General features: G+C 30.7%; 13 protein-coding genes. 8 read left to right on the top strand and 5 right to left on the bottom strand.

Annotation, left to right across the window (positions count from 1 at the left end; translation table 11 throughout):
* Nucleotides 1-36: 36 nt before the first annotated feature.
* Complete coding sequence (locus E4J94_RS04400) at nucleotides 37-828, bottom strand: DUF2797 domain-containing protein (RefSeq protein WP_135834658.1); 792 nt, start codon at nucleotides 826-828, stop codon at nucleotides 37-39.
* Between the two features lie 52 nt (nucleotides 829-880).
* Between E4J94_RS04400 and E4J94_RS04395 the strand changes: the two genes are divergently transcribed.
* From E4J94_RS04395 to E4J94_RS04375, 5 genes are all read left to right on the top strand, one after another.
* Nucleotides 881-2392 carry a GH3 auxin-responsive promoter family protein gene (locus E4J94_RS04395; protein ID WP_135834657.1) on the top strand — a complete coding sequence of 504 codons (1512 nt, stop codon included), beginning with the start codon at nucleotides 881-883 and terminating at the stop codon, nucleotides 2390-2392.
* A gap of 195 nt (nucleotides 2393-2587) precedes the next feature.
* Nucleotides 2588-4375 (top strand): hypothetical protein, encoded by a 1788-nt coding sequence (locus tag E4J94_RS04390; RefSeq protein ID WP_135834656.1) that lies wholly within the window; start codon nucleotides 2588-2590, stop codon nucleotides 4373-4375.
* Between the two features lie 348 nt (nucleotides 4376-4723).
* Entirely contained in the window at nucleotides 4724-5272 is a 549-nt protein-coding gene (ruvC, locus tag E4J94_RS04385) for a crossover junction endodeoxyribonuclease RuvC (RefSeq protein WP_135834655.1), read from the top strand.
* 54 nt (nucleotides 5273-5326) lie between these two features.
* Nucleotides 5327-6385, top strand: coding sequence for a glutaminyl-peptide cyclotransferase (locus E4J94_RS04380; RefSeq protein ID WP_135834654.1), 1059 nt, complete (start codon nucleotides 5327-5329; stop codon nucleotides 6383-6385).
* Nucleotides 6386-6388: 3 nt separating this feature from the next.
* Nucleotides 6389-6790 carry a hypothetical protein gene (locus E4J94_RS04375; protein WP_135834653.1) on the top strand — a complete coding sequence of 134 codons (402 nt, stop codon included), beginning with the start codon at nucleotides 6389-6391 and terminating at the stop codon, nucleotides 6788-6790.
* Between the two features lie 181 nt (nucleotides 6791-6971).
* Here E4J94_RS04375 and E4J94_RS04370 read toward each other — a convergent pair whose 3' ends face one another.
* From E4J94_RS04370 to E4J94_RS04355, 4 genes are all read right to left on the bottom strand, one after another.
* Entirely contained in the window at nucleotides 6972-7469 is a 498-nt protein-coding gene (locus E4J94_RS04370) for a hemerythrin domain-containing protein (protein ID WP_135834652.1), read from the bottom strand.
* Between the two features lie 60 nt (nucleotides 7470-7529).
* Nucleotides 7530-7964, bottom strand: a complete 435-nt coding sequence (locus E4J94_RS04365; RefSeq protein ID WP_135834651.1) for an RrF2 family transcriptional regulator — start codon at nucleotides 7962-7964, stop codon at nucleotides 7530-7532.
* Nucleotides 7965-8099: 135 nt separating this feature from the next.
* Nucleotides 8100-8684: a 50S ribosomal protein L25/general stress protein Ctc gene (locus E4J94_RS04360; protein ID WP_135834650.1), complete on the bottom strand. Its 585-nt coding sequence runs from the start codon at nucleotides 8682-8684 to the stop codon at nucleotides 8100-8102.
* A gap of 43 nt (nucleotides 8685-8727) precedes the next feature.
* On the bottom strand, nucleotides 8728-9663 hold the full coding sequence (locus E4J94_RS04355) for a ribose-phosphate pyrophosphokinase (RefSeq protein ID WP_135834649.1): 936 nt from the start codon (nucleotides 9661-9663) through the stop codon (nucleotides 8728-8730).
* Between the two features lie 220 nt (nucleotides 9664-9883).
* On the opposite strand from E4J94_RS04355, the gene E4J94_RS04350 reads away from it, so the two are divergent.
* The 3 genes from E4J94_RS04350 to E4J94_RS04340 all read left to right on the top strand — a co-directional run bounded on the left by E4J94_RS04350 (nucleotide 9884) and on the right by E4J94_RS04340 (nucleotide 13947).
* Nucleotides 9884-11152: an OmpA family protein gene (locus tag E4J94_RS04350; protein WP_135834648.1), complete on the top strand. Its 1269-nt coding sequence runs from the start codon at nucleotides 9884-9886 to the stop codon at nucleotides 11150-11152.
* Nucleotides 11153-11255: 103 nt separating this feature from the next.
* Complete coding sequence (locus tag E4J94_RS04345) at nucleotides 11256-13193, top strand: polysaccharide biosynthesis protein (protein ID WP_246034254.1); 1938 nt, start codon at nucleotides 11256-11258, stop codon at nucleotides 13191-13193.
* Nucleotides 13183-13947 carry a polysaccharide biosynthesis/export family protein gene (locus E4J94_RS04340; RefSeq protein WP_135834646.1) on the top strand — a complete coding sequence of 255 codons (765 nt, stop codon included), beginning with the start codon at nucleotides 13183-13185 and terminating at the stop codon, nucleotides 13945-13947. The genes E4J94_RS04345 and E4J94_RS04340 overlap by 11 nt, the downstream gene beginning before the upstream one ends.

The raw sequence follows: 13947 nt of genomic DNA, 5'->3' as shown, positions 1-13947 counted from the left end.
ACCGACTTTTGAATATCTTTTATTGTAAAGTGAATTTTATACTTCAAAATTCACATAAAAACCTTCATGACCTCGAACATTGAAAACGGTATTGTTTTCAAAAATTAAGTATTGACCTTTTATTCCTTTCAAAACACCTTCTATTTCTGGTGTTTTTTTCAAGTTTAATGATTTTACTTTTTCTGGATAAGATAAAACTGGATAGTCTAACTTCCAAACTTCTGGCTCATCAACCAAAAATTGTTGAAAATCAGGATTCACTTCATTTCTGATTTCGTGATACTTTTCGAACAGATTAATTTCTGGCACATCATTTTTCAACATTCTTTGCCAATTCGTTTTATCAGCAATAACATTTTTCAACGAAACCTCTATCATTCCAGCTTCGTAACGGTTATCCGTTCGTGCAATAATAATAGCTTCTGAAGCACCTTGATCGATCCAACGAGTCGGCACTTGTGTTAAACGCGTTACACCTACTTTTATTCCCGAAGAATTTGCCAAATACACAATATGTGGTTGCAATTCGAATTTCGTTTCAAACTCTAAATCACGTTGTGCAATTCCCAAATGTGCTGTAGAAAGTTCTGGATTGATGATACTTGGATTAGCTTCTGGAACTGTAAAAAAACAATTTTTACAATATCCCATCTGATAAATCTCTTTATCCTCATGACAGTTTAAACATTCGTAATGATCAAAGTTAATCTTGATTTTTTTTCCTAACAATTGATTCATAACGATAAAATCATCTTTGAAATTCCAATAATAATTTATTGGAGTTCCATTTTCAGTTGTCATTTTACGAATTTGTCCTTCAAACTGCATCTTGCTAAAAAAGTTTAATTAATTTTGTGTAAATCTACAAAACTTTTAGCGGATGGGAATAGTCAATAAGATTATGGAAATTATGATGCGTAGCCGAATGAATGTCATCGAAGAAAGCATCAAAAATCCAGTTGGTACGCAAGAACGTGTGTTATTTGAGAATATCAAAAAAGCCAAATCGACTATTTACGGAAAAGAATTTCATTTTGACGAAATTAAAACGACACAGAAATTTCAAGAGCAAGTTCCTGCGGTACATTACGAAGATTTTCAACCTTATATTGAATTAGCGAGAAAAGGTGAAAAAGATGTCACTTGGCACGGAAAAATAAAGTGGTTTGCGAAATCTTCTGGAACAACAAATGCCAAAAGTAAATTTATTCCAATTAGTAATGAATCCTTAGAAGATTGCCACTACGCAGCAGGAAAAACAATGTTTGCATTGTACTTAAATGCTTATCCCGAAACGGATATTTTTATGCACAAAAACTTAAGAATTGGCGGAAGTAGTGAACTTTATCAAAAATATGATACTCGTTTTGGTGATTTATCAGCTATTTTGATTGATAATTTGCCTTTTTATGCAGAAATGAAAAATATTCCGAATCGTGAGATTTCTTTAATGTCTGATTGGAATGTAAAGATGAACGCGATTATTAATGCCACAAAGAATGAAGATGTTGGTTCATTAACTGGTGTTCCTTCATGGATGCTGGTTGTATTGAACAAATTATTAGCCGAAACTGGAAAGAATTATTTGGACGAATTATGGCCAAATCTCGAAGTGTTTTTTCATGGCGGAATCAGCTTCAAACCTTATGCAGAAAACTATAATTTAATCACACAAAAAAAATTAAATTATTTCGAATTATATAACGCTTCCGAAGGTTTTTTTGGAATTCAAGATCAATTGCACAGCAAAGATTTGTTGTTATTATTAGACAACGGAATTTTTTACGAATTTATTCCAATGGAAGAATTTGGTTCAGAAACTCAACGATTTTTAACAATTGGAGAAGTTGAAGTTGGTAAAAATTACGCCATGGTTATCACGACAAATGGAGGTTTATGGCGCTATATCATTGGTGATACGGTTCGCTTTACATCTACAAATCCTCATCGAATTGTTGTTTCTGGACGAACAAAACATTATATCAATGCATTTGGCGAAGAATTGATGATAGAAAACGCTGAAGAAGCTTTGAAACGTGCTTGTATGCAAACAAATTCAATTGTTTCTGAATATAGTGCTGGTCCAATTTTTATGCAAGGAAAAGAAAAAGGCGCTCACGAATGGATAATAGAGTTTGATAAAGAACCTGAAAATTTTGAACAATTTATTGATTGTTTAGACAAAGGTTTGCAAGAAGTTAATTCCGATTACGAAGCAAAACGTTACAATAATATGACACTTAATCGACCGATTGTACACAAAGCACGCACAAAATTATTCATCGAATGGATGGCTTCAAGAGGTAAATTAGGTGGACAAAATAAAGTTCCTCGTTTATCAAATACAAGAGAGTTTATTCAACCTTTGATAGAGCTGAACAAAAAAGGTTAAAAATACAAAATTATAAAAGCCTTAAAGAGTAAATACTCTTTAAGGCTTTTTCTATGAACAACAATTAAATAATTTATATTAATTCTCTTTTAATCAATATTTTAAATGATTAAAAATAAGGTTTAACATGATTTTCATCAGGGAATATCATTCGCTATTTCAGGAAATTAGCATCTTATCTTTATTAAAAACCACATGAAAATCGCAAATTTACATACATTCCATATTCCTGTTATGGGATTAGCTTATACGATTGATTCTCCTATTCGTGTTGCTCATTTAGGAATTTCGTCTGTTATTTCTGTAATGGATGACGAATTAATGGAACGTATGAATAAGTTTTACAGTGAGAAGTTTGAACTTCCATATCAAGAGATTAGTACAAAAATGGAAGATTTTCGATCTCGGAGAATTACAGCTTATCTAAATACAGTTGATAACATCGTTAAAAACAAATTTCAGGAACTGAAAACATCTTTAATGGAAAACAAAAAAGCTGTTGAAGATTTTGCTAACACATTACCTAATGTATCTCAACTTAAAGATGATTTACAACAATATTTAGAAAATCATCTTTCATTAGATTATCTACAATCTGTTCTTTCAGAATATTTCACACCTGGTTCTATTGATGTTAATATCATGACAAAAGTAGATCGCGAACATTACAATGGAAAAGAGCAATTACCGATACAATATAATGATGCCCATGCAGCTTTGAGAGGTTTTGCGCAAAGTAGTTTGGATGCTTCTGTAGTTTTATCCGCAGGAATGAACCCTAGATTATACGCTTACTTCGAAGAGTTTGATAATTTTTTCCCAACAGAAAACGAGCTTCCTCAAAAACGTATTATTCTAAAAGTGAGCGATTATCGATCTGCTCTTATACAAGGTCAACAATTAGCGAAAAAAGGATTATGGGTTTCTGAATACAGAATTGAATCTGGTTTAAATTGTGGTGGACATGCCTTTGCTACAGACGGACAATTGATGGGACATATCTTAGAAGTATTTAAAGAAAAGCGACAAGAATTAATTGAAACTACACATCAGCTTTTATGTAAATCGCTTCAAGAAAAAAAACGTTTTGTTCCAACTATTCCTCTTCCTATAACAATTACAGCACAGGGAGGAGTTGGAACAGCGCAAGAACATAAGTTTTTATTAGAACATTATCAGTTAGACTCTATAGGTTGGGGTTCTCCCTTTTTACTCGTTCCAGAAGCTACCTCTACAGATATTGAAACACGAAACTTATTAGCAAATGCAAAAGAAGATGATCTTTATCTAAGCGATATTTCTCCACTGGGCGTTCCCTTTAATACAGTTAGAGGAACAACGAACGAAGATTTTAAACAAGAACGAATTATCAAGAATAACCCAGGAAGTTCTTGTCCAAGAAAATATCTGGCACTGGATAGAAGTTTCTTTTCAGACGGAAGCTGTACAGCCGATCGTAAACATCAGAAAATAGCTTTAGCGCAATTAAAAGAAAATGAAGCGAATTTAACTCAAGAAGAGTATGCCGAGCAGTTTCAGAAAATAACAGAAAAATCTTGTCTATGTATAGGACTAGCAAATGCGTCTTTATTAGAACAAAGTTTACCAATAAAAGGTCAAGCACAAGGAGTTGTTATTTGTCCAGGTCCAAATATTGCTTATTTCACCAAAGAAGCAAGCCTGAATGAAATGATTGATCATATTTATGGAAGAGATAATTTGATTGAAACAAAAAATCGTCCAAATTTCTTGATTAAAGAACTTGAAATGTATGTTGAGCATTATCAAAAAGAACAAAACAATTACAAAAAAGATCCTACAAATCAACGTATAAAAAAGTTGAATAAACTAAGAGATAATCTTCTTGAAGGAATTCAATATTATAAAACACTTTTTAATACAGATGAGCAATATTTTGTTGAAGATAAGAAAACAATACAATCACAACTAAGTACTTTTGAAAAAGAATTAACATCAGTTTAAAAAGAAAACAATCATTCGCCAAAAAAAATCTTTTATTTTAGAGGCGAATAATTGTTTTTAAACATCTCTAAAATTAATAGTAAATGTGTCTTTTATAACAGAATACTATGCACGTATCGTCCGATGCCTATAGGAGTTGCAACGTATGCCCATCGGAGAGTTAACGGAAGCGCTTCCGTTAACTCTCCGATGGGCATACGTCAGTTGATTGAAGGGCATCCGTGTAAAGAGCTGATTTATTTATCATTTTTTAGTATTCCTAATAAATCTTTCACGATTATTTTTCAAAGTACTAATACTCGTTGAAATTGAACATAATTCTAATAATATCTTAATATCTTAGCAACGATGGAAAAGATTATTTTAGGAATTGATCCTGGAACAATGGTAATGGGATTTGGACTAATCGAAGTAAAGAATAATAAGATAAAGTTGATTACTTTAGATGAGTTGTTATTACATAAACTCCCGAATCAACAAACAAAATTGAAAAGGATTTTTGAAAAAACATTAGCTATTATTGATCAGTATCATCCTGATGAATTAGCCATCGAAGCACAATTCTTTGGTGTTAATGTTCAATCAATGTTAAAACTTGGTCGAGCGCAAGGTGTCTGCATTGCAGCTTGTTTGCATCGTGATATGCCTGTTGTAGAATATGCTCCTAAAAAAGTAAAAATGGCTATAACAGGAAACGGAAATGCATCAAAAGAACAAGTCGCAGGGATGTTACAACACTTACTTGGTTTAAAAGAAATTCCAAAACGTTTGGATGCTACAGATGGTCTTGCTGTAGCAGTTTGTCATTACCTAAATTCTAATAAAACAGCAGGAACTTCAAGTTCTTATTCGAGCTGGGATGCTTTTGTAAAAAATAATCCGAATCGAAGAAAATAGATATATTTGTAATAGAATTAGCAACCTAATTCTTAAAACATCAAAAAACATCAAATGAAAAAATATTTAATCGCAGCATCAGTTTGTGCTACAGTTTTCTCTTCATTGTTCTTTTCTTGCAAAGATTCATCTGGAAAAAATAACACAGCAATTACAGAAATTGTTTCTAAAATTGAACAAAACAAATATAAAATTGGAGATAAAATAGATATTCCTTTAACCAATTTAGAGGGAATTACGAAAGTTGTTGTTTCAGTAGATGGACAAGAAGTTCCAGCTGATTTTACAATTGACGGAAAAGCAATTAGCTTAGGAAATCATACTGTTAATTTGAGATTCTTTAAAGGAGAAGAAGAAACAAATTCACGAGATTTTACATTCGTTGTTTATGCAAATGAACCTGCAGCTCAATGGTCTTATGAAATTGTAGGAACTTACCCACATAATAACGATTATTTTACACAAGGATTTTATTTCAAAAACGGAAATATTTTTGAAGGAACTGGACTTCGCGATGGAAAAACACGTTTGATTGAATATAAATTGGGAGCAACTGAACCTACAAAATTATATCAAATAAAAGATGATGTTTTTGGTGAAGGAATTACAGAATTGAATGGGTTTATTTATCAATTAACTTGGCAAGATCGTGTCATTTATAAATATGATTTAAACTTTAACCAAGTTCAAAAATTTGATATGCCAGCTCAAATAATTGAAGGTTGGGGAATTACAACAATTGGAAAAGAATTGGCTGTAACAGAAGGTTCTCAACGTATTCATTTCTTCGACGAGAATTTTAATTATCTAAGAACGGTTCAGGCATTTGATAGCCAACAACCATATAGCTATTTAAATGAAATTGAATATCATGATGGTTTAATTTATGCGAATGTTTATCTAAAATCTGGACATTCAGATAATAGTAACATTGTAGTTATTGATCCAAAAACAGGAGCCGTTAAAGCTGAATTTAATTTCGCTGAACTAAAAGGTAAGCAAGGAAATCCTCAAGCGCAAGAATTGAACGGAATTGCATTCAAAGACAACGGAAACATGTTATTAACAGGAAAACTTTGGGACAAAATTTTTGAAATTAAGATTAAGAAGTAAAATATGGCTATTTGGCAATACAATGTTTCCTTAATTCCATTAATTAATTTCGATAAAAATTATTTAGAATTCATCAAACAAGAGGATTCTGACTACTTAAAAAGTACCGAATGTTTTTGGAATGAAACCTTTGTCAATAAAAATGAAATTGAATTAAAGATTGATGAATTCATTACAGATCAAAAAAGTATAAGTAATAATTTTCTTTATTGGAAAGGAGATACTTCAAACTTTTATGATAATGATTGTTCTATAGGTTTTGATGAAAATGACAATATTAATTTTTTCAATTTCAGATTCGATTTAAGAAATGAAATCAATATTATACAGTCAATTGATTTATTAATCGAAATTGCTCAAGAATATCATCTAAAATTTACGAATGTTAAATATGTTTTTTTTTGAAGCTGAAAAAGAATTATTTATAGAAAACATTCATCAATCTAATGGATTTAAATTTCTTGAAGATCCTGAGAAATTTTTAGAAAATCTATAAAAAAGCAAAAAGCTCGACCTGCAAAATCGAGCTTTTCTTTTCAAAAATCATCTAAAAAATTATAAGTAAAAATTTTTAGTTATGAGAGATCTATAACCAAAATTGATCTTTCCAATCTGTATTTGTTAAAAGTTTATTAAATTGATCTTTAATTTCTTTTAATTGTTTTTGTGTTGCGTTTTTTTCAAATTCTGGAAACATTTGTTTTTCTTCGAATCTGATATGCAAATCCAATTCTTCTTCAATGTAAATCAAGCTTTTCATTGGATTTTTAGTATCTATTTTAAACAAACGTCTTAAACGTCTGTGTTCTTTCAATGCTCTTTTTACTAGATAATGATCTTCGTCTAACAATGTAAATAAATATTGTTCTTCTATTTCGAATTTTTTAAATAAGATTTCTTCGCCATACCAATTCACATAGTCTACTATACGTTGTATATCAACTCCTTTATCTATTCCTGCTCTGATATTCCAACAAAAAAATAATGTCTTGTGGTGTCTTGTGCAAGCTTCATTCAAGTTCAATCTGACTGAATAAGTAAGATGAGATGATTTAGTCTGAGGAATTTCTATCGTTAGTTTCATATCATTACATTTTCAATTCGGATAATCGGATATTTTTATCTGATTTAATTTTAAATTTTTTTAATGTTTAAGAAAAGCTAATCCTTTCTCTAAATCATCAATCAAATTAAACATAGAAGTTTCTTCTAACATCGTTCTCAAATCTTTACGAATACTATAAACTCGACTATGTAAAGCACAAGGTTTTTTCGCATCACATTCAACCAATCCTAAAATACAGCTATGATATAATCCATCACCATCTATTGCTTTTATTATGTGAACCAATTTTACATCTTCAAAATGTTCTGCATCCATTTGAAAACCTCCCATCTTTCCTTTTACAGAAGATATAACATTTGCCTTCACTAATTGTTGCAAAATTTTTGCTGTATAAGCTTCTGGTGAATTAATGGAATTTGCTATTTGCTTCAAGTTTACTCTATTTCCTTTTTGAGATTCTTGTGCTATAAAAACACAAGCCTTTATTCCATATTCACAAGCCTTTGAAAACATTAACTTCTTTTATTCATTAAAAATACATAGCAAATATACAACTAATTTTAAATCGGACAAATTTATCTTAATATTTTTTTAAATAAAAAAACCACTCAAAATTGAGTGGTTTAATTTTATCTGAAAAGAAAATTTCTATTCTTCATCTTCGTCTTGATCAGCATCCTTAACTGCATTACGAGAAGTACGGATAGCTACTACTACTGCATTATCTGGATGAGCGAATGTATAATTATCATTTTTCAATGATTCAACATACATTTTGTGACCAATTCTCATTGGAGTGATATCGATTTCAATTTCGTTTGGTAAGTTTGCTGGAATAGCACGAACTTTTAATTTACGCATGTTGAAACGTAAAACCCCACCAGCTACTAAACCACGAGCACGTCCTACTAAACGAACAGGAACTTCCATTGTTACTGGTTTGTCGTCGCTTAATTGGTAAAAATCTACGTGTAAGATTCTATCAGTTACTGGATGAAACTGAATATCTTGTAAAATTGCTTGAATTTTAGCTCCATCAGCTAACTCGATAGTTGCTGTATGAGCATCTGGAGTATAAACTAATGATTTGAATGCTTTTTCATCAGCTGAAAAGTGGATAGGCTCTCCTGAACCATAAACCACACAAGGTACTTGCTCAGCATTACGTAGGTTACGTGTTGCCACTTTACCTAAGTCTTCTCTTTTTACACCTTGAATTGTAATTGACTTCATAATAATTTATATAATAAAAAATAATTTAATTTTAGCTAAACCACTAGATAACAAAACGTTGACTAATAGATTTATTACTATGTACTAAATGCATAACATCTGCAAAAAGCGGAGCGCAAGATAATACTTTTATTTTAGATACGGAAGTATTTTTTAATGGAATACTATCAGTTATAGCAATTTCCGTTAACATAGAGTTATCAAGACGTTCATAAGCAGGTCCAGATAAAACACCATGAGTAGCAATTGCACGAACAGATTTTGCTCCCTTCGACATAATCAATTCAGCAGCTTTTGCTAATGTTCCTGCAGTATCAATCATATCATCAACTAAAATAACATTCTTACCTTCAACTTCTCCTATCAACATCATACTATCAACTTGATTAGCAACTTTACGCTCTTTATGACATATTACTATATCTGCATTAAGGTATTTTGCGTATGTATTTGCACGTTTCGCACCTCCCATATCAGGAGAAGCAATACAAATATCGTCCAAACCTAATCCTTTAATATATTCTACAAAAATTGTAGATGCAAATAAATGATCAACTGGAATTTCAAAGAAACCTTGAATTTGATCTGCATGTAAATCCATTGTCATTACACGTGTTGCACCTGCTGTCATTAACATTTTAGCAACCAACTTGGCTCCAATTGGTACTCGAGGAGCATCTTTGCGATCTTGACGCGCAAAACCAAAATAAGGAATAACTGCAGTAATACTTTTAGCTGAAGCACGTTTTGCGGCATCACACATCAAAAGTAACTCCATTAAATTGTCTGTTGGCTGCATTGTAGAACCAATTAAGAAAACACGAGCTCCACGAATTGGTTGCTCGAAAGCTGGGACGAATTCTCCGTCACTAAATTCTACAATTTTAGATTTACCAAGTTCTTGACCATAATATTCGGCTATTTTCTCTGCCAAATCTATTGATCCTCTTGTCGAAAAAAGAAATGCTGATTGTTCCATTGTTTGTTTTGGGAATATTTGTGCAAAAATAATTTAAATGATTCAAAGAAGGTATAAAAAAAACAAAAATTAATTCCGGCATAGTTATTGTGTAATTTCAAGTCACGTTAAAGTAATTATAAAAAAATATCATGACTTTCGTTAGTTATGGGCTTTTTTAACATTAATTGTTTATTCGTATTTTAAGTATTTATATAATTTTGTAATTAAATATATCCTCATGAAAAAGATTTCATACCTATTAAGTGTAATTGGATTAGGAATTTTTGCTCAAGCGCAAGAAACTACTGAAACAGTTAACAATGATTACAACAAGTGGTCTATTGAGGCACAAGCTGGTGCCAATAAAGCTACAGCTCCATTTACAAATGGATACTATAATGAAACTCCAAGTTTCTATAATGCAAACTTTGGTGTTCGTTATATGTTTAACAACAAATTCGGTTTAAAATTATCTGGTGGTTATGACCGTTTAAAAGAAGGAGAAGGGTCAAAACATTTCAGATCTAATTTCTACCGTGTAGATTTATCAGGAGTAGCAAACTTAGGTCGTATGATGAATTTCGAAACTTGGACTAACACAATTGGTTTATTAGCTCATGGTGGAGTTGGTTATGGTTTCATGAACAATGATGCGACTAAAGGAGATTCTTCAGGTCTATTAGATGATAATGATGAAATGGGATTAATTTCTTTAGGATTAACACCTCAAATTAAATTAACAAATAGAATTGTTTTAACTGGTGATTTATCTTATACAAAAACTATTCGTCAAAATACTACTTGGGACGGACAGTCTTCAGATGAGGCCGCTAAAAGAGGGTTTGATGGTTCTTTATGGAATGCTACACTTGGTCTAACATTTTACTTAGGTAAAAATGAAAAACACGCTGACTGGGTTTATGAACCAACTCGTTCTGATTTAGAAGATAGAATTACTAACATTGAACAAATGTTAAAAGATACTGATGGAGATGGTGTTGCTGATTACTTAGATCAAGAACCAGATTCTGCTCCAGGTGCTGTAGTTGATACTAAAGGTGTTACTATTGATCATAATGGTAATGGTATTCCAGATAACATTGAAGAATACATCAAACAAAATGCTGGAGGAAATACAACAATCGTTAACGACGCTGATTTCTTAGAGCAAATGATTAACTCTGGAATTATTAATGTATACTTCGATTACAATTCTGATAAACCATATCAACAATCAGTTGGAGGTATCAAATTTGTATCTGAATACTTAAAAGCAAAACCAAATGCTCAGATTGAAATTTTAGGTTATGCTGATCCAGTAGGAGGAGATGCGTTCAATAAAAACTTATCTCGTAGAAGAGCAGAAAATGTTAAAGCAATTTTAGTTAACCAAGGAGCTAATGCTTCTCAATTAACTACTATTGGTGAAGGTGAAGATAAAGAGTTCAAAAACTCTCAAGTTTCTTCTCACCAATTAGCAAGAAGAGTTGTTTTCAGAGTAAAATAATTATTCTAAAATAGAATTACTAATCAGGGATAGATTTTTCCAATTTTTGGGTGTCTATTCCTGATTTTTTTTTAACTTTACAATTACTTAAATTACTATAATATTGAACCCTTTTAGTCAACACTTTAATACTCCAAGATGGGTGGTATTAGTGATAGATATACTTATTGTTTTCATAAGTTATATCCTAAGTAATTTTATTTTGAATAGTTTTCTAAACACATTTAGTGTAGAAAAACTTGTCTATAAATTACCTTTTATAACACTTATTTATACTTTATGTTTTTTATATTTTAAAACATATAAAGGAATCGTAAGGAAAACTGGGTTAAAAGATGCAGAAAATGTATTTGTTTCAAATACGACTGCTTTTCTAATACTTTTTTTTATTTCTTTTATTTACCGCCAATTTTTAGAAAATAAATTAAACTTACCTAATTTATCTTTGACATTTAGAATGTCATATTCTGTCATATTTGTACATTTATTTATTACCACAGTTGCAATGGTTATTGCAAGGTTATATTATAAATGGATATATGATTATTTTTTCTCTAAAAATAAAGTTGTTCAAAGGGTCTTTATCTATGGTGCAGGTGACTCTGGATTAATCACAAGAGATATACTACAAAACGACACTCAATATAACAATAAAGTTATAGGTTTCATTGATGATAATCAATCTAAAATAGGAACTTTTATAGATGGACTTAAAATTTATTCTATCAATGATATTGATGAGAAATTTATTGATAGAAATGATATTTCAGAAATTATTATTTCTATCCAAAATATCAAAACAAATCAATTATTAAATCTTTCTAAATCTTTAGAGGATTTAAATGTTAATATAAAAATAATTCCTCCTATATCAAATTGGATTGACGGAACATATAAACCTAATCAAATCAAACAATTAAAAATTGAAGATTTATTAGGAAGAGAATCTATAAAACTGAAAAATCCAATAATAAATGAGAATATTAAAGGAAAAAGAGTTTTAGTAACAGGAGCTGCAGGATCCATAGGAAGTGAAATTTCTAGACAAATTGCAATGATGGATTTTGATCAATTAATTTTGATTGATCAAGCTGAATCAGCTCTTTATGATATTCAACAGTCACTTAAAAATGAAATATCAGAAGAAAAGCAAAAAAGAATAGATTATATCGTTTCGAGCGTGAGAGATAATAAAAGAATGCGAAGTCTTTTTGATAAGTACCATCCACAAGTTATTTTTCATGCTGCAGCTTATAAGCATGTTCCATTAATGGAAAAATTTCCATACGAAGCTATCAATACAAATATTTATGGGACTAAAATAATTGCTGATTTAGCAAGCGAATTTAACTCAGAAAAGTTTGTAATGGTTTCAACAGATAAAGCTGTTAATCCAACAAATGTAATGGGAGCTACAAAACGTGTTGCTGAAATTTATGTTAATTGTATCAATGAATCATCAAAAACAAACTATATCGTTACACGTTTTGGAAATGTATTAGGTTCAAATGGATCTGTAATTCCTCTTTTCAAAAGACAATTAGAAAATGGTGGTCCTCTTACCGTAACACACCCAGATATCACTCGTTTCTTTATGACCATTCCTGAAGCTTGTCAACTTGTATTAGAAGCAGCTATAATGGGAAAAGGTGGAGAGATTTTTGTATTTGATATGGGAGAATCAATGAAAATTATTGATCTTGCAAAAAGAATGATTAGATTAAGTGGTTATAAATATCCTGAAGAAATTGATATTAAAATAGTAGGATTACGTCCTGGAGAAAAAATTTACGAAGAGCTTTTGGCTAATGATGAAAATACTGTAAAAACTCATCATGAAAAAATTATGATTGCTAAAGTAAATACGCAGAAATGTCATGATAATAAAAAGTTAATTGAAGAATTATGTTTAATGTCTTCTACTATCGAAAAACATGAACAGGTAATGGGTTTAGTAGCTAAAATAAAAGAGATTGTACCTGAATTTATTTCTCAAAATTCAGAATATGAAAAACTTGATAATATAACTTATGAAAAATAGAATTTTCCAATTTTTATGTATTATTTCTTTAATTACAATCACAGCATGTGGTTCTAGAAAAGAAATTGTTTATTTTCAAAACCAAGAACAATTAACTACAAGTTTTGAACAATATATACCAAAAATACAACCAACCGATCAATTAGCAATTGTTATTTCTGCTGCTGATGTTGCTGCTGCTGCACCATTCAACCAATTAAGTACAATTCAAACTACAGCTAACAATAATGCTCTTTCTCCATATAGTCCAACTTATACAGTTGATGAGAATGGTAATATTAGTTTACCAATGGTTGGTAGTGTAAAATTAGCTGGACTAACTAGAAGTCAAGCTATAGAAACAATAAAAGAAAAAGTAAGTAAATATGTTGTAAATCCTGGAGTTAATGTAAATTTTGTAAACTTCAGAATTAGTGTATTAGGAGAAGTTTCTCGGCCAGGTAGCTTTATTGTTCCTACCGAAAGAATAACTCTTTTAGATGCTTTAGGAATGGCAGGTGACTTAACTATAAAGGGAAAAAGAGAAAACATTACAGTTATTAGAGAAAGTAATGGTGTTAAAGAACGCTATAATGTTGATTTAACTTCAGAATCAGCTTTAAACTCTCCTGTATATTACTTAGCTCAAAACGATGTTGTTTATGTAGAACCTAATTCTGCACAAATTTCTGCATCTAAGTTTACACCCAACTACACATTATGGATTTCTATGGCTGGTGTGGTAATTTCTGTAATTTCTGTTTTAACAAGGTAA

Source organism: Empedobacter tilapiae, assembly GCF_004785645.1.
Lineage (GTDB): Bacteria > Bacteroidota > Bacteroidia > Flavobacteriales > Weeksellaceae > Empedobacter > Empedobacter tilapiae.
This window is presented reverse-complemented; position numbering and strand designations above follow the sequence as displayed.

Bases quoted from the DNA above. Each gene is read 5' to 3' on its own strand.
- E4J94_RS04400 (WP_135834658.1), bottom strand. From the start codon at position 828: ATGCAGTTTGAAGGACAAATTCGTAAAATGACAACTGAAAATGGAACT.
- E4J94_RS04395 (WP_135834657.1), top strand. From the start codon at position 881: ATGGGAATAGTCAATAAGATTATGGAAATTATGATGCGTAGCCGAATG.
- E4J94_RS04390 (WP_135834656.1), top strand. From the start codon at position 2,588: ATGAAAATCGCAAATTTACATACATTCCATATTCCTGTTATGGGATTA.
- ruvC (WP_135834655.1), top strand. From the start codon at position 4,724: ATGGAAAAGATTATTTTAGGAATTGATCCTGGAACAATGGTAATGGGA.
- E4J94_RS04380 (WP_135834654.1), top strand. From the start codon at position 5,327: ATGAAAAAATATTTAATCGCAGCATCAGTTTGTGCTACAGTTTTCTCT.
- E4J94_RS04375 (WP_135834653.1), top strand. From the start codon at position 6,389: ATGGCTATTTGGCAATACAATGTTTCCTTAATTCCATTAATTAATTTC.
- E4J94_RS04370 (WP_135834652.1), bottom strand. From the start codon at position 7,469: ATGAAACTAACGATAGAAATTCCTCAGACTAAATCATCTCATCTTACT.
- E4J94_RS04365 (WP_135834651.1), bottom strand. From the start codon at position 7,964: ATGTTTTCAAAGGCTTGTGAATATGGAATAAAGGCTTGTGTTTTTATA.
- E4J94_RS04360 (WP_135834650.1), bottom strand. From the start codon at position 8,684: ATGAAGTCAATTACAATTCAAGGTGTAAAAAGAGAAGACTTAGGTAAA.
- E4J94_RS04355 (WP_135834649.1), bottom strand. From the start codon at position 9,663: ATGGAACAATCAGCATTTCTTTTTTCGACAAGAGGATCAATAGATTTG.
- E4J94_RS04350 (WP_135834648.1), top strand. From the start codon at position 9,884: ATGAAAAAGATTTCATACCTATTAAGTGTAATTGGATTAGGAATTTTT.
- E4J94_RS04340 (WP_135834646.1), top strand. From the start codon at position 13,183: ATGAAAAATAGAATTTTCCAATTTTTATGTATTATTTCTTTAATTACA.